Annotated in this window: 18 protein-coding genes and 2 pseudogenes; 8 read left to right on the top strand and 12 right to left on the bottom strand. The window is 72.7% G+C overall.

Annotation, left to right across the window (positions count from 1 at the left end):
- Positions 1-290: 290 nt before the first annotated feature.
- The 4 genes from OUQ99_RS20210 to OUQ99_RS20225 form a co-directional block, all read right to left on the bottom strand.
- Positions 291-2,795, bottom strand: a complete 2,505-nt coding sequence (locus OUQ99_RS20210; RefSeq protein ID WP_267950431.1) for a mannose-1-phosphate guanyltransferase — start codon at positions 2,793-2,795, stop codon at positions 291-293.
- 204 nt (positions 2,796-2,999) lie between these two features.
- Positions 3,000-3,755 (bottom strand): CDP-alcohol phosphatidyltransferase family protein, encoded by a 756-nt coding sequence (locus tag OUQ99_RS20215; RefSeq protein WP_267950432.1) that lies wholly within the window; start codon positions 3,753-3,755, stop codon positions 3,000-3,002.
- A 324-nt stretch (positions 3,756-4,079) separates the two neighbouring features.
- Positions 4,080-5,471, bottom strand: a complete 1,392-nt coding sequence (locus OUQ99_RS20220) for a flavin monoamine oxidase family protein (protein WP_267945352.1) — start codon at positions 5,469-5,471, stop codon at positions 4,080-4,082.
- Between the two features lie 111 nt (positions 5,472-5,582).
- Entirely contained in the window at positions 5,583-6,398 is an 816-nt protein-coding gene (locus tag OUQ99_RS20225; protein WP_267945353.1) for a PRC and DUF2382 domain-containing protein, read from the bottom strand.
- A 290-nt stretch (positions 6,399-6,688) separates the two neighbouring features.
- Here OUQ99_RS20225 and OUQ99_RS20230 point away from each other — a divergent pair, with 290 nt between their 5' ends.
- The gene (locus OUQ99_RS20230) at positions 6,689-7,237 is read left to right on the top strand and encodes a chorismate mutase (protein ID WP_267945354.1); all 549 of its coding nucleotides are present in this window, start codon (positions 6,689-6,691) and stop codon (positions 7,235-7,237) included.
- A 160-nt stretch (positions 7,238-7,397) separates the two neighbouring features.
- Here OUQ99_RS20230 and OUQ99_RS20235 read toward each other — a convergent pair whose 3' ends face one another.
- Positions 7,398-7,919 (bottom strand): DUF6309 family protein, encoded by a 522-nt coding sequence (locus tag OUQ99_RS20235; RefSeq protein ID WP_267945355.1) that lies wholly within the window; start codon positions 7,917-7,919, stop codon positions 7,398-7,400.
- 133 nt (positions 7,920-8,052) lie between these two features.
- The gene (locus OUQ99_RS20240) at positions 8,053-9,306 is read right to left on the bottom strand and encodes a right-handed parallel beta-helix repeat-containing protein (protein WP_267945356.1); all 1,254 of its coding nucleotides are present in this window, start codon (positions 9,304-9,306) and stop codon (positions 8,053-8,055) included.
- Positions 9,307-9,598: 292 nt separating this feature from the next.
- Here OUQ99_RS20240 and OUQ99_RS20245 point away from each other — a divergent pair, with 292 nt between their 5' ends.
- Positions 9,599-9,862, top strand: a complete 264-nt coding sequence (locus OUQ99_RS20245; RefSeq protein WP_267945357.1) for a hypothetical protein — start codon at positions 9,599-9,601, stop codon at positions 9,860-9,862.
- 34 nt (positions 9,863-9,896) lie between these two features.
- On the opposite strand, the gene OUQ99_RS20250 is transcribed toward OUQ99_RS20245, so the two are convergent.
- Positions 9,897-11,078, bottom strand: a complete 1,182-nt coding sequence (locus OUQ99_RS20250; RefSeq protein ID WP_267945358.1) for an amidohydrolase — start codon at positions 11,076-11,078, stop codon at positions 9,897-9,899.
- 334 nt (positions 11,079-11,412) lie between these two features.
- On the opposite strand from OUQ99_RS20250, the gene OUQ99_RS20255 reads away from it, so the two are divergent.
- The 5 genes and pseudogenes from OUQ99_RS20255 (at position 11,413) to OUQ99_RS20275 (ending at position 13,850) form a co-directional block, all read left to right on the top strand.
- The gene (locus OUQ99_RS20255; protein ID WP_267945359.1) at positions 11,413-11,574 is read left to right on the top strand and encodes a hypothetical protein; all 162 of its coding nucleotides are present in this window, start codon (positions 11,413-11,415) and stop codon (positions 11,572-11,574) included.
- Between the two features lie 90 nt (positions 11,575-11,664).
- Positions 11,665-11,883, top strand: coding sequence for a hypothetical protein (locus OUQ99_RS20260; RefSeq protein ID WP_267945360.1), 219 nt, complete (start codon positions 11,665-11,667; stop codon positions 11,881-11,883).
- Between the two features lie 26 nt (positions 11,884-11,909).
- Positions 11,910-12,439: pseudogene (locus OUQ99_RS31610) on the top strand (DUF6879 family protein).
- A 248-nt stretch (positions 12,440-12,687) separates the two neighbouring features.
- Positions 12,688-13,140 (top strand): annotated as a pseudogene (locus OUQ99_RS20270) (hypothetical protein); the annotation flags it as partial.
- Positions 13,141-13,292: 152 nt separating this feature from the next.
- The gene (locus OUQ99_RS20275) at positions 13,293-13,850 is read left to right on the top strand and encodes a hypothetical protein (protein ID WP_267945362.1); all 558 of its coding nucleotides are present in this window, start codon (positions 13,293-13,295) and stop codon (positions 13,848-13,850) included.
- Between the two features lie 21 nt (positions 13,851-13,871).
- Here OUQ99_RS20275 and OUQ99_RS20280 read toward each other — a convergent pair whose 3' ends face one another.
- The 4 genes from OUQ99_RS20280 to OUQ99_RS20295 form a co-directional block, all read right to left on the bottom strand.
- Positions 13,872-14,345 carry an SRPBCC domain-containing protein gene (locus OUQ99_RS20280; RefSeq protein WP_267945363.1) on the bottom strand — a complete coding sequence of 158 codons (474 nt, stop codon included), beginning with the start codon at positions 14,343-14,345 and terminating at the stop codon, positions 13,872-13,874.
- 183 nt (positions 14,346-14,528) lie between these two features.
- Positions 14,529-15,326 carry an FAD-dependent thymidylate synthase gene (gene thyX / locus OUQ99_RS20285; RefSeq protein WP_267945364.1) on the bottom strand — a complete coding sequence of 266 codons (798 nt, stop codon included), beginning with the start codon at positions 15,324-15,326 and terminating at the stop codon, positions 14,529-14,531.
- Between the two features lie 239 nt (positions 15,327-15,565).
- On the bottom strand, positions 15,566-15,706 hold the full coding sequence (locus OUQ99_RS20290; RefSeq protein WP_267945365.1) for a GPGG-motif small membrane protein: 141 nt from the start codon (positions 15,704-15,706) through the stop codon (positions 15,566-15,568).
- 140 nt (positions 15,707-15,846) lie between these two features.
- Positions 15,847-18,081 carry an anthranilate synthase component I gene (locus OUQ99_RS20295; RefSeq protein ID WP_267945366.1) on the bottom strand — a complete coding sequence of 745 codons (2,235 nt, stop codon included), beginning with the start codon at positions 18,079-18,081 and terminating at the stop codon, positions 15,847-15,849.
- A 354-nt stretch (positions 18,082-18,435) separates the two neighbouring features.
- On the opposite strand from OUQ99_RS20295, the gene OUQ99_RS20300 reads away from it, so the two are divergent.
- Positions 18,436-20,718 carry a HelD family protein gene (locus OUQ99_RS20300; RefSeq protein ID WP_267945367.1) on the top strand — a complete coding sequence of 761 codons (2,283 nt, stop codon included), beginning with the start codon at positions 18,436-18,438 and terminating at the stop codon, positions 20,716-20,718.
- A gap of 128 nt (positions 20,719-20,846) precedes the next feature.
- Here OUQ99_RS20300 and OUQ99_RS20305 read toward each other — a convergent pair whose 3' ends face one another.
- Positions 20,847-21,827: an SEC-C domain-containing protein gene (locus OUQ99_RS20305; RefSeq protein WP_267945368.1), complete on the bottom strand. Its 981-nt coding sequence runs from the start codon at positions 21,825-21,827 to the stop codon at positions 20,847-20,849.
- Between the last annotated feature and the right edge of the window lie 17 nt (positions 21,828-21,844).

Below are 21,844 nucleotides of genomic sequence, written 5' to 3' on the forward strand. Positions count from 1 at the left end.
GCCCCGGCCGCTCGTGCGGCGCGGGGATCGGTGGACCCGGCGCCCGGGGCGCCGCCTCCACCGGTGGCCGGCCTCGGGACAGTGAAACACCTGTCCTGATGCTGATGCTCCTCCGGGGGATTTGGTTCTCGGTGAACCCCCACGGATTCGCACTGCCGTCATCGGACGGCCTCAACCTGGTGATATGTCCATTTTATCCCTCAAAAGGGCGGCCCGGAGGGCCGTGACCGCCCCGGGCGCGACGCACGGGCGGGGACGGGGGGACCGCCCTCGCCCGCGCGTCGCACCGGTCAGCCCTCGGCCCGTTCGACCACGGCCGCCCACTCGTCCAGCAGGCGGTGAGCGGTGTCGGAGTCGGGACCTTCGGCCCAAAGATGGGTCACGGCCTCCGCCGTGTCCGGGAGGACGAGCGCCCAGCTGCCGTCGGACTCCAGGACGCGGACGCCGTCCGTGGTGTCCAGCCGACGGTCCCCAGCCGCCTCCACGACGGCGCGCATGACGCTCCCCTTGACCGCCCAGGGGGTGGGCACCGAACGGCGCAGGAGGTGCGCCTGGGGGATCGCCCGGTCGATCTGGCTCAGCGAGCGGCGGTCCCTGGCCACCAGTCCCAGCAGCCGGACGAACGCGGCGATGCCGTCGCTGGTCGGGCTGAACTCGGGGACGACGAAACCGCCCCGGCCGTCCCCGGCCAGAACGACGTCCTCGCCCCCGCTCTGGACCGCCTTGGTGAGTTCGCCCGTGGCTGTGGCGGTCCAGTGCACCTCGACCCCGTGCGCGGCCGCCACCGTCTCGGCGACCCGGGTCGTGGTGACGGGAAGCGCCACCCGGCCTCCCCCGCGCTCGGCGCAGACCAGCTCCAGGACGACCAGCAGGGCGCGGTCGTTGTCGACCAGCTCGCCGTTGCCGTCCACGATGGCCAGCCGTTCGGCCACGGGGTCGAAGCGCACCCCGAAGTCGGCTCCCGACCCCGAGACGAGCTCGCCCAGCCGCTCCAGGTCGCGGTTCTGCTTGGCGACGGTGTCGGTGGGCGAGGCCTCGTCGAGCCGGTTGTTGACCGTGAGGACGTCCACGCCGATCCGCCCCAGCAGGGAGGGGAGGATGAGCGAGCCGCTGCCGCCCGCGCAGTCGACGACCACCTTGAGCCCGGCCTCGGCGACCCCCGAGGTGTCGACCGAGCGCAGCAGGTCGTGCGAGTAGTTCTCGACACCGCGCGAGGGGAAGGTCAGCTCCCCGATCTCCCCGGGGAAGGCCCTGCGGTACTCGGCGCGGGAGAAGACCCGGTCGAGCTTGCGCTGGGCCGCCGGCGACAGGTCGGCCCCGCCCCCGTCCAGGAAGAGGATGTCCACCGACTCCGGGTCGCCCGGGGTGGTGCGGAGCGTGATGCCTCCGCTGACCCCGCTCTGGGAGGTGTGGAAGCGCGCCACGGGCAGCGGCACCACCTCCAGGTCGCGCACGTCGATGGCGGCGGCCGTGAGCGCGCTGATCACCGCGCGCTTGAGCGTCCGGGCGGCCCGGGACACGTCACGGGACGTGGTGACGAGCGCGCCCTTCTTCAGGGTGGTGGCGTAGGCGTTGGCCAGGCGCACCGCCAGTTCGGGGGTGATCTCGACGTTGATCAGCCCGGACACGCCGCGGGGGCCGAACAGCGAGCGCTGCCCGCGCGACTCCCAGATGACGTTGGTGCTGACGACCGCGCCGGCCTCGATGGTCTTGAAGGGGTAGACCTTGACGTCGGCGTTGACGTAGGCCTCGGACTCGATGACGCAGTCCTCGCCGACGATCGCCCCCTCCTCGATCCGGGCGGCGGCCATGACGTCGGTGTTCTTGCCGACGACGCAGCCGCGCAGGTTGGCGCCCCGGCCGACGAAGACGTTGTCGTGCAGGACCGTGCGATGGCAGAAGGCCTCGGACCGCACCACGGCGTTGCTGCCGACCACGGTGAACTCGCGCAGCTCGGCGCCCGCCTCGACCTTGGCGTAGTCGCCGATGAAGAGCGGGCCCTTGAGGATCGCGCGGGGGTGGACCTCCGACCCCTCGCCGACCCACACCCCGGGAGAGACCTCGAAGCCGTCGATGTCGACGTCCACCTTGCCGGACAGCACGTCGGCCTGGGCGCTCAGGTAGCTCTCGTGGGTGCCCACGTCCTCCCAGTAGCCGTCGGCGATGTAGCCGTAGAGGGGCTCGCCCTCCTCCAGGAGCTGGGGGAAGACGTCGCCCGACCAGTCGACCACCTCCCCCTCGGCGACCCGGTCCAGGACGTCCGGCTCCATGATGTAGATGCCGGTGTTGACGGTGTCGGAGAAGACCTGGCCCCAGGTGGGCTTCTCCAGGAAGCGCTGGATCCGGCCCTGCTCGTCGACGATGATGATGCCGAACTCCAGCGGGTTGGGGACCCGCTTGAGCGCGATGGTGACCTTGGCGCCGCTCTCCTTGTGGAAGCGCACCATGTCGGTGAGGTCGATGTCGGTGAGCGCGTCGCCGGAGATGACGATGAACGGCTCCCCGCGCAGGTGCTCCTCCGCGTTCTTGACGCTGCCCGCGGTGCCGAGGGGGACCTCCTCGGCGACGTAGTGGAGCTTCATCCCGAGCTCCTCACCGTCCCCGAAGTAGTTGCGGATGAGGGTGGCCAGGAACTGGACGGTGACCACGGTCTCGGTGAAACCGTGCTTGCGCAGCAGGCGGAGCACGTGCTCCATGATGGGCTTGTTGACCACCGGAAGCAGGGGTTTGGGCTGGTTGGCGGTCATGGGGCGGAGGCGGGTCCCCTCGCCGCCGGCCATCACGACGGCCTTCATGGGAGGCGCCTGAAAAGCGCTCTCCGGGGTTTCCTCGTGGGTGCTCATCGCCGGTGCCTCCGTAGGACGGTGCCGTGGGAGGACGCGGCGGGGGACGGGTTCTCGGAGCGCGCGCCGTGGCGCGCGGTGGGACATGTTCTCATGACGGAGACGACACTCCCTTTCGATCCGACAGGACTCGCGGTGAGCCGGTCCGTCGGTGGATCAGGGTCCGGTCCGTCCCTGATCCGGGCGGCTCGGCCGGTCCGAGCCTTCGGCTACCGCTCCAGGATCGCCGTCAGCGGCCGCCGATGTGGCTGGATCGGGTCGATCCGTGTCGTGGCCGCGGACGTGGTCGCTGTCTCCGGCGACCGGTCGGTCCCCGTGGTGATCAGCGCTTTCGTCGCGGCGGGTCTGGGCCATCAGGCGCAGGCCCTGTACGGCGTAGAGCAGTCCGGCCCACCAGTAGAGAGCAGTTCCCCAGAGCGCGAAGGCCCAACCTATAATTCTCGCCACATCCGCCACGGTGGACTCGTAGCCCGCGATGAAAAGCAGGGGGAACGAGTAGAGGAGGCACAGCGTGGCGGCCTTCCCGGCGAAGTTCACCGGGAGGGGCCCGTAGCCGAAGTGGCGCAGGAGCGGCAGCGCGCCGAGGATGAGGACGTCGCGCAGGACGAGGATGGCCATCAGCCACCACGGGACGATGTCCCGGATCACCAGGCCGAGCAGCGCGGCGAAGATGTAGAGCCGGTCGGCGAGCGGGTCGAGGACCGTGCCCAGGCGCGAGGTCTGGTTCCAGGCGCGGGCGATCTTGCCGTCGAGCCAGTCGCTGAGCCCGGCGAAGCCGAGCACCAGCAGCGCCCACCAGTCGGCCTGGGGTACCAGGACGAGCCAGAGGAACAGCGGCACGCCCAACAGCCGGAGCATGCTCAGCAGGTTGGGAACCGTCCAGATGCGGTCACTGACCGCCGGGCTGGCCACATCGCCCCCCGCCTCGAGTCTGCCATCTTCCGCGGATCGCCCCATGGCGCCCACGATAACGGGCGGGTGGGTCGTTTCCCGCCATCACGGGGGCCGACGGCCCCGACGTGGCCCGAGGGACGATCGTCCGCCAATCGTACCGTGTACGTTTTGGGCCTTTTACCAGCGCAGTGTCTGTTTCGGAAAGCACGGACGCGTATCCGGCCGCCTCCGGCCACGGCGCCCGCTCCCTCCCACGGGTTCCAACGAAGGGGCCTCCCCCGGGGTTCCCGGCCGCATGGGCCTCCCCCGGCGCGGCCGCTCCCCCGGACACCGCGGGGGCCGCTAGAGCGTGAGGATGCGGTCGGCCGCGCGGCGGCCCGACAGCAGGGCGCCGTGCACCGTGGCGGTGTGCTCGATCTCGGTCGCCTCCCCCGCGAAGAACAGGCTGTCCCCCACCGGGTTGTCGAGCGCCACCCGGTCCGCGTCGCCCGAGCCGACGGCCGTGTAGGAGAAGGCGCCCCGCGCGAACGGGTCGTCCCCCCAGTGGGTCACCAGGTGGTCCACCGGGTCCGGCGCCTTGCGGAACATGCCGCGCAGGGTGGCCATCGCGTGCTCGACCACCTCGCCGTCCTCCTTCCCCTCCAGGAACCGGGCCGCGTTGCCGCCGTTGCGGCTGACCAGGACCGGCGCCCCGAGGACCCGCTGGCCCGCGTACCAGTGGAACCAGGCGCCCTCCTCCGCGCCCAGGTGGACGATGACCTCCGCGTCGCCCCAGAACACCTCGTCGAAGCGCAGGAACAGCTTCTCCAGGCTGCCGTTGCCCAGGCGCTCGACGGCGTCCCGCTTCTCCTGGGGCAGCGGGGGGTCGAACCCGACCTGCCCGGCCTTGAGGACGCCCAGGGGCACGGTGACCAGGACGCGGTCGGCCGTCAGGGTCCTCTCCCCCTCGGGGGTGTCGACCCGCACCCTGGCGCCGTCGCCGCTGTGGCCCACCGACAGCACGACGTGCTCCAGGCGCACGTCCAGACCGCGCGCCAGGTGGTCGGTGATCCGGTCCATCCCGTCGGGGAAGACCACGTCGTCACCGCTGAACTCGTGCCGGGCGGCGACCGCGGAGAAGGCGATCTCCTCCGCGTCCGCGCCGTGGTCGCTCTCGGCGATGCGGTGCACGATCTCGTCGGCGTCGCGGGCACGGGCGCGCACCAGGTTGGCGTCGTAGAGGGCCTGCTTGATGCCCTCCTCCATCGACTCCTGGGGGTTGGCGCCCACGGTCCCCCAGTACATGTGCTCCTGGAGGAGGTGGACGTCCTCCATGTTGCGGCGGTGGCGGTCGAAGAGCAGCCTCCGCCCCTTGGGGTCGTAGGCGGTCTCGGTGGACCTGTTGAACACGGCGGTGCGCAGACCGATCTCGTTGACCAGGTCGGCGAGGGGGTTGTTCTCCTCGCCCCGCATCCAGGAGGCGCCCACGTCCAGCGTCGTGGAGCCGCCCCAGTCGCGCACGGAGTGGATGCGCCCGCCGGTGCGGTCGCGGCCCTCCAGGACGGTGACGCGCTCCCCCTCCCGCGCCAGGCGGTCCGCGGCGGCGAGTCCGGCCATGCCGGCGCCCACCACGACGGTGTGGCCGCGCCCGGGGCCCGCCTCGCGCCCGCGCGGTTCGACCTGCTCGCTCCCGGCCCCCCGTCCGGCGTCCTCCCCCTGCGTGTTCTCCCCGCCCGCGTCACCCGGGTCAGTCATGGAACTCCCCCTCCGTGCCGGTGACCGACACGAGCGACTGTAGGCGGTCCCCGGGCCGCGCCCGGGGACGACACCCCGCCCTCGGTCGGAACCGCTCGGCCCCGGCTCCGGTCAGGAGCCGGAGGGCTCCCCGTCCTCGTCCTCCAGTTCGATCCTCTCCCTGCGGCGCTCACCCTGGACGTGCTCCTCACGGGTGACGTCGCGCTTGCGGACGTGGACCTCCTCGACGGGCACGCGCTCCTTGGAGACGACCGGCCGCTCCTCGTAGAGCGTGAAGGTCTGATCCTCCTCGTGCATGTCCCCGGCGTCGTCGGCCCTGGTCTCGTCGGTCACCGGACGGCGCTCCATCTGGAGCTCGTCGTGATGGAGCGGGACCGTCTCGTCGTACTGCTCGGTCTCCACGTACTTGTGGAGCCTGGCGTGGCCGGCCTCGCGGCGCTCCACACCGATGTCCACACGCTCCTCGGAGCGGACCATGGAGATGTCGTCCGCCTCGGGCCGGCCCGTGTCGCCGGCCGCCCCGGCGGTTCCCGCGGTACCAGCCGTGCCGGCGCGGTCCCCCATGCCCGCCGGGGGAACGCCGCCCGCGCGCTCGCCGCCGGAGGCGTCCGCGCTGCCGTGGCGGGCGTAGTAGTCGCGGACCAGCCGCTCCTCCTCAGGGGAGATGTGCCTGTCCGCGTCGATGTTCGGGGCGTCCTTCACCGTGGACTTGTCGAAGGGCACCTGGATGTCCTCCTCCTTGGGCCGGGAGCCCTGGAGGGGCACGAGGGTCTCGTTACGGCCGAAGAGGCCGGTCTCGACCGACACCCAGCTCGGCTCGTTCGTCTCGTCATCCAGGTAGACCTGCTTGATCTTGCCGACGTTGTGGCCCTCCTCGTCCAGGACGTGGTGTCCGATGAGATCTCCGGGTGCGCGGTCGCGTGCCATGGTCCCTCCCCTTCTCTGCGGTCCCCTGCCGGAACACCGGGTGTCCCGGCCTCGTACGACCTCACCCCTACCCCTCGTGGCCTGCGGGAAGAGCCGTGAAAGGGAGCCGCTAACGGGCCGAGGCCGAGAATTGAGCAGAAGTTTTTCCCGGCCTCCAGTCCTTGACCCGCGCGAGGGGCGCCGCTGTCCTCCATGGACGTTCGACCACGGCCGGTCACTCTTGGCATGCGGACGAACACGCACGGATACACTCCAGGGGTCCCCGCCAGAACCGTCCGAAGGAATCCGCCGTGCGCCCAGCCGTGGCCGTCCCGCTGGCCGTCCTGTTGCTCGCCTGTCCCGCCGCCGGCTCCACCCGTGCCGTGGGGCCGGGCGCGGTCGTGGAACTGTCCGCCGACCGGCTCGCGACGGCCCTGCCCGTGGCGGCGGCCAAGTGGCACAGCGGCGACCCGGTCGACTCCCCCGAACGCGAGAGGGAGGTCCTGGCCGCGGCCGAGCGCCACGCGTCGGCGCTCGGGGTGGAGCCGGAGGCCGTCGCGGCGGTGGTGCGCGACCAGATCGAGGCGAACAAGACGGTTCAGCGGAGCCTGCACGCCCGATGGCACGCGGACCCCGGCGGCGGGCCGGGAACGGAACCCGACCTCTCCCGGGTCCGGGCCGAACTGGACCGGCTCACCCCCGAGCTGGTGCGTGCGCTGGCCGACGCCGGCCCCGCCCTGCGCTCGCCGGACTGCGGGGCGGACCTCGCCCGGAGCACCCGGGAGGTCGCGGACGAGCGGGGGCTCGACCGGGTCGGCGCAGCGGCCCTGGCACGCTCCCTGGCCTCGGTCTGCCCCTGACCCGTGCCCGGCCGGAGGGCGCCGGGGCGACGGAGGAGGGAGGCGACGGCTGGGCCCTGCCCCCGGGGCTCCGGGAGCGGGGTGCGGGCCCGAGGGGGGCACGGGCCGGGGAGGGCGCGCGGGGGCGCGTGCGCGCACCCGCGCCGTCGGGGCCGTGGGCCTACAGGGGGCCGGCCACGTAGGCCTCCAGGCGGGGCCCGTCCGGCAGCCGCCCCCAGAGCGCCCAGGCGAGCATGCGGTGCAGGCCGTCCAGGTGGGTCAGGGCGTCCGTGCGTTCGAGCCTCTCGTAGTAGGGGTGGTCCACGGCCGAGGAGCTCAGGAAGACGGGACTGGGGTCGGCCGCGGCGTGCCAGGCCAGCTTCCCCCAGCACACCGGGTTGCTCTCGATGTAGCGGCCCTCCCACGAGGAGAGGGTGTCCACGGCGTCGGCCACGGTCGTCCCCTCGGGGTCGACCAGCACCAGCTCGCCGCCCTCCCCCGTGTGCCAGGGCAGGACCGTCGCCAGGACGTCCTCGCGGTCCAGGGCGACCCTGTGCCACGTGCCGCCCAGCTGGCGGGAGGCGAGGTCGAGGATCCCCTCCGCGTACTCGTTGGTGCGCCGGGAGACCTCGTCGCTCACGGGGTGGGTGGCGCGGAAGCGCCGGAGCACGTCGTCGGGGGTGACGGTCGCGATGGTCTTCACGGGCTCGGCTTCCTCCGTTCCGCGCCCGACGGGGGCCGGGCGTCGAGTGCGTAGAAGGATAGACGGCCCGGGGCGCGACCGGGAGCCCGTCCGGAGCGGTCCGGCGGGCCCCCGGCGTCGTCGCCGGACGGGATCAGCAGGTGTTGTCCCGGCTGTTGTCCCAGGTGATGTTCCGGACGACCGTGCCCGCCGCGCACGGGTTCTCGTTGAGCGCGGTGTTCACCAGCCTCAGGTTCTCGAACGTGATGTCCGAGGTGTTGGCGAACTCGGAGCGGGCGGCGATCCGGATGTCGCCGGGACCGGCGATCGTCCCGCCGTCCTCGGCGATGGTGACGTTGTGGCAGTTCTCGACCAGGACGGCATTGCTCCCGGTCTGCGCGATGTCGACGCGCTCGATCACCGCGCCTCCGCTCTCGGAGACGCAGAAGATCCCGCGGCCGCCTCCCCGGGCGCGCACCTCGCCGACCCGGATGTTGTCCGGGTACCCGTTCCCGATCCGCCCGTTGCGGTTGGCCATGCGGAAGGCGGCGTAGCCGGTGCCCGTTCCGGCGTCCACCGCGTCCACCAGGCCGACGTCGGCGTTGACCGTGTTGTTGAGGAGCAGACCGGAGTACCCGGTGTCGCGGGCGGTGACGGTGCCGATGGTGAGCCCGTCGACGCTGTAGGTCTCCACGCCGTGGTTGTTCGTGCCGGAGACGTAGACGTCGTCGATGGTGATGTCGCGGGTGGTGCGCACGGCGTCGCTGCCCCGGCTGTCGACGCGTATGCCCAGGCCCGAGGAGAGGCGCAGGTCGATCTGGCCGAGGTGCACCTGCTGGGAGCCCCGCACGAAGACCCCGAAGTAGGGGGCGCCGGTGACCGACAGGTGGGGCACGGAGACGTTCTGGGCGTTGCGCACCCGTACCGGGGCGTGGTCCGCGGCGACCGCGCCGGAGACGTGGATGGTGCCGCAGACCTCCAGGGAGGTGTGGCTCGGCAGGTCGAGCGAGGCGTTGCCCGGGACGGTGCCCGACTGCCACACCACCACGCGCTCCTGGGAGGAGCGGCCGGGGGTGAGGCTGCCGACGGCCGTGCGCATGGCGGTGAGCATGTCACCGCCCTCGTAGAGGACGGTGCCGCCGTTGCGCGCGACCCAGGTGGAGCCGAGCAGGTAGGCCTCGGCGTCGAAGCCGCTGTCGCCGCACGCGGCGGCCGCGGTGCTTCGGTCGCTGCCCGCGTTCCGGATGTCGTGGGGCTCGGGTGCGGCCGGCGCCTGAACGGCCGCGGCGGCCGTTCCCAGGGCGAGGCCGGCGGCGAGCGCCGCGTTCAGCAGGAGGCGGCGGGCGCGTCGTCGCGGTCCGGCGGCGCGGGTCCGGCCGCGCCCTCCGGTGGTGGGGGTGGGTGTCATCGGTGCTTCTCCTGTGCGAACTCCGGGACGTCTGCGTCCCGGGAGGGGTGAGCGGGGACAGGGAGCGCTCCCAGGAGTCCGGAACCTAACACGGAAAGCGCATTCCGGGTAGCCGTGCAACTACGCATGGAACACGGGTCTGGCCACGGAGACAGGGGTTCTGGCACAATCCGTCCCATGCACAACAGCCGAGAGGACCGTGCCGCGTAGGCGGCCGGGAGACGTCCGCTCCGGGGCCCCGCCCCGGGAACGGCGACGACACACCGCGATCGACGGCCTCTCCGGACCCGCGATGGCCGAGATCTCGCGGCTCGAACACCGGCACCCGGAGATGTCCCCGGGGTGGACGCGCGAGCTGGTCGGGATCTGGCGGCGGTTCGTGCGCTCCCCGTACCACCGGCTGTGGGAGGAGCGCGACGACAGCTGCGGCGTATGGGAGTGCTGCGGCGACCCCCACGAGGCCCGCGTCCTGCTGGAGGCCGTGGCCCACCGCATGACCTCCCGCCGTGCCCGTGAGTTCCGCGCCCTCCTCCGGACCCTGGACGACCTCTACTGACGGCCGGGGACCGGCGCCCCCGGCCGCGCCCGGGTCAGACCAGGCGTCCGTCCCGGGCGACCACGCGCCCGGCACGGACGACCGTCCGGCGCCGGGGGAGGTCCACCACGACCTGCGGCAGGCACTCCCCGTCCACCAGCAGGAAGTCGGCGGGAGAGCCCACGGCCAGGTCGGCGGCGGGCAGCCCCACCACCTCCGCGCCGGAGTGCGCGGCGGTGAGGTAGGCGTCGGACAGCTCCCCGTCCAGGCGCGAGCTCAGCGCCCTGGCCATCATGTGGGCGCGGTGGAGCATGTCCGCGTCCCCGAAGGGGCTCCAGGAGTCGCGGACACCGTCCGAGCCGACGCCCACGCGGACACCGTGCTCGCGCAGGCGCGCGGCGGGCAGGACCCGGGCCGCGTCGGAGGCGACCGTGGTCAGGGAGATTCCGGCGGCGCCGATCCGGGCGGCCAGCCGGTCGAAGCCGTCACCCGCCTGGGCCACGCAGAAGGCGTGGCTGACGGTGACGGAGCCGCCCATGTCGAGAGCGCGGGTGCGCTCGATGACGGCGTCCATGGTGCGCACGCCCAGGTCGCCGCGGTCGTGCAGGTGGATGTCGACGCCGACGCCGTGGCGGTCCGCGATGTCGAAGACCAGGTCGAGCTGGCCGTCGGGGTCCCCGTCGAAGCCCTCCGGGTCGATGCCGCCGACCAGGTCGGCGAGCCCCGTCCTGACGGCCTCCTCCAGAAGGCTGTCGGTCCCGGGCGAGCGCCGGACACCGTGCTGCGGGAAGGCGACGGTCTGGACGTCCAGGGCGTGCGCCAGGTTGCGCGCCGCCCGCCGGACCCCCTCCAGGCCCTCGAGCCCGTAGACGGGCGCGACGTCGGCGTGCGCGCGCATGGCCCGCGTGCCCCGGGTGACGGCGTGGGCCATGAGCCGCTCCGCGCGGACGCCGACCGGCGTGGGCGAGGTCCGGAAGAGCTCGGCGTCCTGGGCCCCGAACCCGGCGATGCCCTGTGCCGGGCTCCGGGAGTGCCAGGGCTCGCCCCAGGTCGTCTTGTCCGGGTGGATGTGGGCGTCGACCAGGGTCGGCAGGGCGATCAACCCACCGCAGTCGACGACGGCCGTCTCCCCCTCGGCTTCCGCGGCCACATTTCCGTCTACCACGACCAGGTCGACGGGGTCGCCGCCCAGGGGGCGCAGGTCGCGGAAGACCGTCGTACGGGGCTGTTCGTCCATGGTGGGCCTCTCCACACGGGTGCCGGTACGTGCGCCGGGGACCGACCGGCCCCGGACGCGCGGCGAATGCTACGCCTCCGACCGCGCAGCACCGCAGGTGGGGCCGGATGCGGGGCTTCGCCTTGCACGGGCCGTCCGGGCGGACGGGCTCCTGAGGAGGAGGCGGATGCGCTTCACTGGAGGAGGGCCCGCCGACCACGGTACGGGAAGGGCCTCGTTCCCCACGGCCGCTCCGGGCACCGGGCGACCGCGGTCGGACGCGAACGAACCGGAGAGGGCCGTCCTACCCCGTACGTCCGACCGGTTGGGGTAGGAGACATGTGGGAGGGAAGAGATGAACGACGCCGGGGAACGCACCGATCCGCATGACACAGACCAGATGCGTGTCCTGCTCGACGCGCTCGCCGCCGCCGACGTCAAGCGGCTGGTTCGCGCGTCGCGTGAGAACGATGGGGACGAAGTGGAACGGATACGGCGAAGGTACGTGGAGGGCTGAGACCAGATGTGACCGAAAGCCCTACGGCGCAAGGGTTCCGTGTTAGCTTCGAAGGCCTGGGAACGTTCTACTGGGCCCGAACGGAGAGCCATGGAACTGGAACTGCTCGCCGAGGACGACAAGTCGGTGAACAAGGGCTGCCCCTCCGTCTACCTGAGCGATACGGGGGACTTCGTCGTCCAGGACGCCGGCCTCGACGACGCCGACTTCGCGAAGCTGGTCGATCCCCTGCCGGGCGAGACCGCGGTCCGCATCTCCCCCGAGATCGTCCTCGCCGCCGTCGAACGCTTCCGGCGGAGGGACGCGTGACCTTGGCAGGTGTCCGCTCCCGGCCTGTGGGCGGGGACGAGTTCGACCGATTCTTCGAGGACTGCCGGTACACGGCGTTCCGGCTGGAGACCCTCCAGGTCTACGACGTGGGCTACGAGAAAGAGGCGTTCCGCCGATTCCTGAGGACGGGGAGGTCATCACGTCCGAGTCGCACGAGTCCTGGGCGCGCCTCGTCGGCGGAAGCCGACGGTTCAGCCGGGTCCACGTGGTCGTCGAACCGCTGACCGACTACCTTCGGTTCGCATCGGTGTGGGGTTACCGCTCCAGCGTGCAAGCGGGCGAGGAGGTCAACATCCTCCCCGTCACCGAGGACACCTGGCCCGAGGGCATCCCGCGGCACGACTACTGGCTCTTCGACTCCGAGCGGCTGGTGCGCATGAACTACGCCCCGGACGGCACCATGCTCACCCCCGAACTGGTCTGCGACCCGCAGGAGATCGTCCGGGCCAACGCGGTACGCGACCGGGCCCTGCACCGGGCTGTCCCCTTTCCCGAGTACGAGAAGCGTTTCGACGCCGACATGCATCCCCTGTGACCGACATCGACAACCACCGGACCGCGAACACCGTGCACGGCAGCCCCGGTACATCGGTGCAAGCGGGTCTCGTGCACGGCGGCATCCATATCGTCTCCGGGTCCGCCAGATCCGTTCGGGTCCCGCGACAACTACCGCCGGCCGCCACCGCGTTCGTGGACCGCACCACTCATCTTCAACACCTGGACGCGCCGGCAGCCGAAGCCGGGACCGGGGTTCCGGTCGCGGTGCTCGTCGGCCCACCGGGTGTGGGCAAGACCGCTCTGGCCGTCCACTGGGCGCACCGGGCGCGCGACCGGTTCCCCGACGGGGACCTCTACGCCGGTGTCCACGGGCACGGACCCGGCCCACGCGCCGAAGCCGGCCAGATCCTCGACACCGTCCTGCGTGCTCTCGGCGTCCCACCGGACCGCATCCCCTTGGACCTCGACGGCCGTGCGGCCCTGTACAGGTCCGAGCTCGACGGCAAGCGGATCCTGGTCGTCGTCGACGACGTGCTCGACCCCGCGCAGGTACGCCCCCTCCTGCCGGCGTCACCCGGTTGCATGGTCGTGGTGACCAGCCGCAGCGCGCCGGCCGGGCTCGTCGCGCGCGAAGGGGCCCGGCGTCTCGCGCTGGGCGTCCTTCCCGTGGCCGATTCGGTGAACCTGCTACGCAACACGGTCGGGGTCCGGGTTGACTCGGAACCGCGCGCGGCACACGAACTGGCCGAGCACTGCGCACGCCTCCCCCTCGCTCTCCGAGTGGCCGCCGAACGCCTCATCGCCCGGCCGGACGCGAGCTTCCCGGGCTCGACTCTGTCCGTGACGCGCTGGATTGGTTCGAGACCGAGCGTACGAACCTGGTCGCCGTTGTGGGTGCCGCTCTGGAGCACGGCCACCACGGCACCGCCTGGAGACTGCCCGCGACCGTTTACGGTCTGTTCGAGCTGCGCCGGTACTGGCACGAGTGGCGTGACCTCCACACCCTCGGTCTGCGGGCGGCCGAGAGCGCGGGCGACGCCTTCGGAACGGCTCGCAACCACCTGGGGACGGGCGACGCCCAATGGCTGCTGGGCGACCTGGACGCGGCCGTGCGCCACTACCGGGCTGCCCTGGCCTCCAACCGCGAGGCCGGTGACCCGTGGGTGGAGGGGTTCGCTCTGCGCCAACTCGGTGTGGTGGCCTGGCAACGCGGCGAGCGCGGCGGCGCCGTGGAGACCGTCGAACGGGCCATCGGGGTCTTTCACGAGGCGGGAGAGCGGCGGGGGGAGGCCATGGGGCTGCTCAGCCTGGCCGACTTCCGCGCGGACCTCGGCGGGTTCGACACCGCACTCGGGCTGGGAGCCGCCCTGGACTACCTGCGCGACCACGGCGACCCCCGTGCCGAAGATGTGGAGGCGCGGCTGCTCCGGCTGGCCGCCGACGGCTGAGGCGTGCGCGCCGGCGGGTGCTCAGGCCTCGACGTGGGCCGCGAGGTTGGCCAGGGACGAGGCCAGACCGTCCTCGTGGTCGGCCTGCGAGATGCCCCGGGGCACGTCGGTCGCCTCGACGGTCACCTCGGTGCCGTCCTCCGTCTCGGCCAGCCGCCAGGTCATCGTCATCGTCCCGGCGAACGCGGGGTCCTCGGACTCGAAGGCGACGCGCTGCACGATCCGCTCCCCCGGGACCAGCTCGGCGAAGCCGACGTCGGTGACGTCGCTGGCATCGGAGGTCTTGCCGTGTCCGGCGGCCGGGTCGAGGTAGGTCAGCACCATGCGGAAACCTCCGCCGGCCCACGGCTCGAAGCGTTCCATCCGGCCGGTCATCCCCTCCGGCGGCAGCCATGCCTCGAGGGAGCCCGGATCGGTCATGGCGCGGTAGACCGCGGCGGCGGACGCCCGCACCGTCCTGGTCCCCCGGTCGGTACGCGGTTCCTCGCCGCCCATGCCCACGGTCCTTCCGCTCGGGTGCTCCTTACCCACGAACCTAGCGGACGCGGTCCCCCGGCGCGGCGCGGGGACACGGTGCCGCGCCCCCGTGCGAACGGCCCGCCCGCCCTCGGGCGAACCGGGGCGGACGGGCCGTGTGCCGGCGCGGGACCGGACCGGCCGGTCGCGCGCGGAAGGGGGTCAGACCTTGCGCCACCGCGGCACCCACGCGCCGTCCTCGACCTCGTAGTCGCCGAAGAGGGCGGGGGCCTCCTTCCTGAGGGTCTCGCCGATCAGGTTGAAGAGCAGGCGGATCTCCTCCTCGGCGCCCGGGGCGGTGCGCGCCTCCAGGGTGTGGCGCAGGGTGCGCACGTTCGCGGTCCACACCAGGCCGGTGGCGACGCCCTCGGGGGCGAAGCGGCGCATGAAGGACGTCTTGTGCTTCTTCTCCGCGAACTTGACGCCGTCGTCGTCCAGGCCGAAGTGGTCGGCCATCCAGAGCTGGAACTCCTCCATCTGCTGGAGCATGGCCGTGGCCCGCTCCATCAGCTCCGGGTCCTCCTCCGCCCAGTCCGGGAACCAGAACGGCAGGTCGCTCAGGCGCACGAAGCGCAGCGACTCCTGCGAGACGGCGACGCCGGGACGGTGCCGGATCAGCTCGTGGGTGAGCACCCGGGACACGTTGTGCAGGACGAAGCTGAAGCTGACGTGCTCCAGGACCGAGCCGTGCAGGCTGGCCAGGATGTTGCCGAGGTACTGGTCCTGGTCGGTGCGCACGCGCGTGACGTTCGGGTTGAGGCCCGGCTCCCAGGAGCGGTAGCACAGGCGCCCGGCGAACTCGGCGAGGTTCTGCGGATCGTTGAGGTGCGCGTCGAGCTCGCCGCGGTCGAACCGCTCGATCCACGCCTCACCGCCGACCTCCTTGAGGTAGTCGGTGATCGCGTCGTAGTCGACCTGCGGACGCGCGACCAGACGAACCTGCGGCTCGACCCTCTTCACAGCACTGCCTCCCGTTCGGTGGGCCCCGCCTCCGGGCACGCGTGAACACCGTGACCAGGGGTTCCGGGGGCACGGGGGCGTGTGTGGGGGCGGGGCCGATTAGCCTCACCCGAGGGTACACGTCCGGGGACGGGAGAGGGCCGGGTGTCCTCCTGGGAGGACACCCGGCCCTCGGACCGGTATCGGTGGTGTCGGCGTGGTGGAGGTTTCCCGCTCGGCGGCGGGCCTGCCTTCACCGGCTAGAGGCCGTAGAAGGTACCGGGGGCCAGAACCAGCCCGACGACGATGGAGATGATGCCCCAGAGGAGCTGTCCCCGCAGCACTCCGAGAACACCGGCGACGATGAGGATGATTCCGAGGATCGTTAGCAAAATACCCATACACAACCACTGTCCTATAACGAAATCATCAAACAGCGTGCGGTGATTTGTTTTGCTTTGGTGGCATCGGTGCAGGTGAGGAGGCCCGCACGTGGCACAGGCCACGCGCGGGCCCGGATCCGCCGTCCCCTCCGGAGGCGTCAGTCCCGCGCCAGGCGCAGTGCCCGCGCCACGATCCCCTCCCCGACGCTCGCGGTCAGGATCGACTCGGGGTGGAACTGGACGGCGTACCGGCGCGTCGCCGGGTCCTCGATCGCCATCACGACCTCCTCCCCGTCCGCGCCGTCTTCCAGGACGGCGGTGACCTCGAAGCCCTTCACCAGGTCGGGAAGGGTGTAGGTGGAGTGGTAGCGGGCCGCGGGGAAGGCCTCCTCCTCGCTCAGCCCGCTGAGGAGCCGCCCGCCGGACACCCTGACGCGGCCCGGCTTGCCGTGCACCGGATCGGCCAGGGTGCGCAGCTCCCCGCCGGCGTGCTCCACCATGCCCTGGAGGCCCAGGCAGACCCCGAACACCGGCAGGTTCCGGGCGGCGAGGGCGTCCAGCAGGGCGGACATCCCGAAGTCCTCCGGAAGGCCGGGGCCGGGCGAGATCACCACCAGGTCGGGGGCGAGCCGGTCCAGGAGCGACGGGTCGAACCCGTAGCGGACGGTCGTGACCTCGGCCCCGTGCCTGCGCACGTAGTCGGCGAGGGTGTTGACGAAGGAGTCCTCGTGGTCGACGAGCAGGACCCTCATCCCCTCGCCGGACAGGTCCGCCGCGGGGGCCGCGACCGGTTCCGGGACCGCGGGCGCCCCCTCGGCGGTGAGGACCTCCCGGCGTGCGGCCTCCTCTCCCAGGGCGAGGGTCTCCAGCAGTGCGCGCGCCTTGAGGAAGGTCTCGCGCTCCTCCGCCTCGGGGTCGGAGTCGTAGAGGAGGGTGGCGCCCACCCGCACGGCGGCCACGCCGTCACGGATGTGGGCGGTGCGCAGGGTGAGGCCGGTGTTCATGGAGCCGTCGAAGTTGACGACGCCGACGGCGCCTCCGTACCAGCGGCGGGGGCTGGACTCGTTCTGCTCGATGAACCGCATGGCCCAGGTCTTGGGGGCGCCGGTGACGGTGACCGCCCACATGTGGGTCAGGAAGGCGTCCAGCGCGTCGAAGTCGCGGCGGAGGGTGCCCTCGATGTGGTCCACGGTGTGGATGAGGCGGGAGTACATCTCGATCTGACGGCGGCCGATCACCCGGACGCTGCCGGGCTCGCACACGCGCGACTTGTCGTTGCGGTCCACGTCGGTGCACATGGTCAGCTCGGACTTCTCCTTGACGGAGGACAGCAGCTCCTGGATGTTCTCGGCGTCCCCGAGGGCGTCCTCCCCGCGCCGGATGGTGCCGGAGATCGGGCAGGTCTCCACGCGCTGGCCGGTCCCCGGCTCACCGGTGACCCGCACGAACATCTCCGGGGAGGCGCCGACCAGGTACTCGCCCTCCCCCAGGTTGAAGAAGAACTCGTAGGGCGCGGGGTTGCGCTCGCGCAGCAGCTCGTAGAAGCGCGCGGGCGAGGAGCAGCGGGCGTAGGTGCGGTGGCCCGGGACGACCTCGAACAGGTCGCCCCGGCGGAACTTCTCCTTGGCCCGGGCGACGACCTTGGCGTAGGAGCCCGGTTCGGGCCCCTCGGGAACCTCCGAGGCGACCACGGGCGGGGTCGGCTCGGTCTCGCGCGGCAGGCCCTCGGTGGTGGCCTCGGGGCGGTCCCCCTCGGCGGGGACGGTGAACTCGTAGGTGTAGCGCACGCAGGTCTCGCGCTTGCGGTCGCGGACGATGACGGCGTCGGGCAGGTGCAGGACCAGGTCGCGGTCGTCCGGGTCGCGCTCGATGTGCTGTTCGATCGGCTCGAACTGGAAGGACAGGTCGTAGCCGAACGCCCCGTACAGGCCCAGGTTGGCGTCCTCTGGGCTGCGCAGGGAGGCGATGACGGCCCGCAGCGCGGTGAAGACGCTGGGGCGCCGGCTGCGCTCCTCCTCGGTGAAGAACGCGTCGGGGTCGGGTTCGGGGACGACGACGCAGACCTGGTCGCGGTCGCGCCCGTCGGTGGCGCCGACGGTGCCCAGCGCCCGGGCCAGCACCGGCAGGAGCACGCGTCCGCGGTCGTTGAGGGCGGTGGCGGTGACGCGGCGTCCGCGGGTGGTGATCTCCAGGCACGGGTCCACGTACCCCAGGTGCCAGCGGTCGTAGCGGCCCGGGTACTCCATCCCGGAGGAGAGGACGCCCCCGCGCCGGTACTCGACCGACCGGACGAGGTCGGTGAGGACCTCCGGGTCGCAGGGGGTGGCGCTGCGGTGGACGGTCACGCCGCCCGGGGTGCTGTACGTGGTGGTCTGTGTGGCGCTGGCGTTCACGGCCGGTCCTTTTGCGCAGTGTGCGGACGGGATGACCGCACCGGCCGGGGCCGTGAAAACACGAACGACCGCCGGTCCGGGGCGGTCGCTGGGGTATGCGAAATCGGAGCACCGCCTAGAGGCGGCGCCACCACTGGGCTCGGGGCGAGGTGGTTCGCATGGGCCCGAGTGTAGCGGGTGCGAGGGGGCTCGGGGAGTCCGACGGGGAAGTCGGCGCCCGTGTCCCGCAGGAGGAGTGCGGAACGCTGGACGAGCCGGTCGGTCGGGGAGCGCAGGACTGTGCTAAGCTTCGGAACCCACTGTGCCTTTCCGAGCAAAAACATAGTTACCTGCAACAGGTAGGATATCAAGCACATGCAGTTCTGTCAAGACGGCGCCGGGGAGGCGTCACCGGAGCAGTCCGCACTGGCCGCGGAACAGGCCCGGGTCGGCACGATGTACGAGCGGCTCGACGTCCTGCGCGCCCGCACCGCCGAGCAGCTCGCCGAGGTCCAGCTCGACGCGCAGACCGGCTACGCGGCGCTCGTGGAGCGCGAGACGCGCGCCTACGAGCACGCCCGGCGCCGCGCCCAGCTCAGCGCGGTCGAGGAGGGGCTGTGCTTCGGCCGGATCGACTTCTCCCACGACGACGGCCCCGAGGCCCGCTACGTGGGCAGGATCGGCCTGCGCGACACCGAGCACGAGACCATCCTCGTGGACTGGCGCGCCCCGGCGGCCCGGCCGTTCTACGCCGCCACCCCCGGTGACCCGCAGGGGCTCACGCGCCGCCGCCACCTGCGGGTGCGTCGGCGCAGGGTGACCGGACTCGACGACGAGGTGTTCGACTCCGCCGGCCTCTCCGAGGGCGACCGGCGCCAGCTGGTCGGGGAGGCGGCACTGCTGGAGTCGCTGCACCGCGAGCGGACCGGGCGGATGGCCGACATCGTCGCCACCATCCAGTCCGAGCAGGACCGGGTCATCCGCGCCCGGCTCGCCGGGGTCCTCGTCGTCCAGGGGGGACCGGGCACCGGCAAGACCGTCGCCGCCCTGCACCGCGCCGCCTACCTGCTCTACACCCACCGCAACGTACTGGAGCGCCGCGGGGCGCTGGTGGTGGGCCCCAACACGGCGTTCCTGCGCTACGTGAGCGACGTGCTGCCCTCCCTCGGCGAGACCGACGTGGTGATGCGCACCCTCGGGGAGCTGTTCCCGGGGGTGGAGGCGACCGCGCACGACGCGTACGCGACCGCCGCGGTCAAGGGCTCCCCGCTCATGGCGGACCTCGTCGCGGCGGCCGTGCTCGACCGCCAGCGCACTCCGCTGGAGGCGTTCGGGTCGGGAGACCTGGTGGTGGAGGCCGACGCGGGAGCGCTCACCGTCCCGGAGGAGGCCTGCCGGCGGGTGCTGGACACCGCGCGCGGGCTTCCGCTGGCCCACAACACGGCGCGCAAGTACGTCGTGCGGACCCTGCTGAGCGAGCTGGCGCGGGCCGAGTCCGTGCTGCTGTCCCGCCCCGTCCAGGACGACGACCTGCCGTTCGTGGGCGAGCGGCTCTGGCACGAGGCGCCGGTGCGGCAGGCGCTGGACGCGCTGTGGCCGGACCTGTCGCCGGAGCGGCTGGTCCGCGAACTGCTCACCGACGCGGCGGCGCTGGAGCGCGTCGGCACGCGGGTCGGCCTGGACGAGGCCTCCCGGGCGGCGCTGCTGCGCTCCCCCGGGTCGCCGTGGACGGTCGAGGACGTTCCCCTGCTGGACGAGGCCGCCGACGTCCTGGGGCGCGACGACACCGACGAGCGGATCCGGGAGCGCCGGGCCGAGGAGGAGCGCGCCGAGGAGGTGCGGTTCGCCCAGGGCGTGCTGGAGTTCACCGGCCTGGCCGAGGACGAGATGATGAACGCGGAGGCCCTGGCCGACCGGCACCGCGACAGCGGCCCGCGCCGCACCACCGCCGAGCGGGCGGGCGAGGACCGGGAGTGGGCGTACGGGCACGTGATCGTGGACGAGGCCCAGGAGCTGTCGCCGATGGCGTGGCGCACGGTGATGCGGCGGGTGCCCACCAGGTCGTTGACCGTGGTCGGCGACGTGGCCCAGACCGGCAGCGCGGCGGGCGCCCGTTCATGGACGGACGTCCTGGAGCCCTACGCCCCCGGCAAGGTGCACGTGGAGCGGCTGCTCGTGAACTACCGGACCCCGGCGCCGATCATGGCGGTGGCCGCCGACGTGCTGCGCGAGGCGGCGCCCGGCGAGGAGGTCCCCGAGTCGGTGCGCGAGGACGGTGAGCCGCCGCGCGCCGTGCGGCTGGCGTCGCTGTCCGAGGGGCTGCCGGGGATCGTGGCCGAGGAGGCGGCGGCTGTCGGCGCGGGCCGCGTCGCGGTCGTCACGTCGGACCGCCGACTCGCCGAGGTCGCGGAGGCGCTTCCGGACGCCGCCCGCCCCGGCCCGGTCAGGGACGCCCTGGAGGAGTCGGTGGTGGTGCTGACCGCGACCGAGTCCAAGGGGCTGGAGTTCGACTCGGTGGTGGTCGTGGAACCGGACACGCTGCTGGAGCAGCCGCGCGGCGCCAACGACCTCTACGTGGCGGTCACGCGCGCCACCCGGCGGCTGACGGTCGCGCACACCTCCGACCTGCCCGAGGTCCTCAAGCGCCTGGAGGGGTGAGAACGGGCCCCGGCCACCGCGTCGGCGGCGTCGAACAGGTCCTGGGGCCGGTCAGCCGGGGGCGGCGGACGATCCGCCGCCCCCGTCCGTCTGCAGGGGCGGGAGCGGCGTGCCCGGGACCGCGGGGCTCAGCGCACGGCCGGGGACCCGCAGCACTTCTTGTACTTGCGCCCCGAACCGCACCAGCAGGGGTGGTTGCGTCCGGGGGGCCAGGGGGCCAGGCGCCCGGACTCCGGGGACAGCGTCCCGGCCCAGAGCCGGAGGGCATCGCCGTCCGCCGCGTCGAGTCCTCGGGCGCCGGCGAAGGCGCCCAGTTCCTCCGGGGTGGTGAGGACCGTGGCCATGAGGGCGCCGGTGTGTTCCGCGGACTCCGCCCGCAGGGACCGCTCGACGCCGTGGTGGTGGGCGTCCGTGTCCGCGTCGTCGGACAGGAGGCCGAGGTTCCGGGCCTCGGGGAGGGCGTCCCGCGCGAAGGCCGCGTGGACGACCGGGCCCCGGCCGGGGACGGCGTCGTCGGCCCGGTCCAGGGCGGTCTCCAGCGACGACGGCGCCCCGTCCGCCGCCAGGGCCGCGCGGTCGTGGGCGTCCGGGGCGAGTCCGAGCCTCTCGCGGGCCACGGCCCGGCCGACGAGCGGCAGGAGTCCGTACGGGTCCAGCTGGGAGATGATCTGCGCGGGCTGGGCGAGGATGGCGCGACAGGCGACGTTGTAGCAGTACAGCGCCTTGTCGAGGTCTCCCTCGCGGGCGAACTCGTCGGCGAGCACGACGGCCGTGGCACGGCCGAGCACCCCGGGGCGCATGAGCCCCTCGATCAGGTGGTCGGCCTCGTCCACGCGGCCCTCGGCGCGGAGGGAGGCCGCCAGCATGTGGGTCGCGTACTGGCGGTGGTCGGGGTTCGGGGCGAACTCCCGCAGTGTCTCCAGCAGATCCCGCGCCGTCCGCGGGTTCGTGGGGCCCAGCCCCTGAGCCGCGTTCAGGAGGATCTCCCCCGCCTCGTCCGGGGCCGCCGCCAGGTCGTCCAGGTACCGCTGGGGCAGGTCCATCTCGAAGAGGGCCCCCACCAGTTCCGGGGGGAGCGGGGACGGGGGCAGGGGTGCGCTGTCGGTCATGCTCCCAGGTTAGGAGC

Source organism: Streptomonospora nanhaiensis (assembly GCF_026642255.1).
GTDB lineage: Bacteria > Actinomycetota > Actinomycetes > Streptosporangiales > Streptosporangiaceae > Nocardiopsis > Nocardiopsis tropica.

Coding starts and splice junctions, on each gene's coding strand:
- OUQ99_RS20210 (WP_267950431.1), bottom strand. CDS start 2,795: ATGAAGGCCGTCGTGATGGCCGGCGGCGAGGGGACCCGCCTCCGCCCC.
- OUQ99_RS20220 (WP_267945352.1), bottom strand. CDS start 5,471: ATGACTGACCCGGGTGACGCGGGCGGGGAGAACACGCAGGGGGAGGAC.
- OUQ99_RS20225 (WP_267945353.1), bottom strand. CDS start 6,398: ATGGCACGCGACCGCGCACCCGGAGATCTCATCGGACACCACGTCCTG.
- OUQ99_RS20240 (WP_267945356.1), bottom strand. CDS start 9,306: ATGACACCCACCCCCACCACCGGAGGGCGCGGCCGGACCCGCGCCGCC.
- OUQ99_RS20245 (WP_267945357.1), top strand. CDS start 9,599: ATGGCCGAGATCTCGCGGCTCGAACACCGGCACCCGGAGATGTCCCCG.
- OUQ99_RS20250 (WP_267945358.1), bottom strand. CDS start 11,078: ATGGACGAACAGCCCCGTACGACGGTCTTCCGCGACCTGCGCCCCCTG.
- OUQ99_RS20255 (WP_267945359.1), top strand. CDS start 11,413: ATGAACGACGCCGGGGAACGCACCGATCCGCATGACACAGACCAGATG.
- OUQ99_RS20260 (WP_267945360.1), top strand. CDS start 11,665: ATGGAACTGGAACTGCTCGCCGAGGACGACAAGTCGGTGAACAAGGGC.
- OUQ99_RS20280 (WP_267945363.1), bottom strand. CDS start 14,345: ATGGGCGGCGAGGAACCGCGTACCGACCGGGGGACCAGGACGGTGCGG.
- OUQ99_RS20290 (WP_267945365.1), bottom strand. CDS start 15,706: ATGGGTATTTTGCTAACGATCCTCGGAATCATCCTCATCGTCGCCGGT.
- OUQ99_RS20300 (WP_267945367.1), top strand. CDS start 18,436: ATGCAGTTCTGTCAAGACGGCGCCGGGGAGGCGTCACCGGAGCAGTCC.
- OUQ99_RS20305 (WP_267945368.1), bottom strand. CDS start 21,827: ATGACCGACAGCGCACCCCTGCCCCCGTCCCCGCTCCCCCCGGAACTG.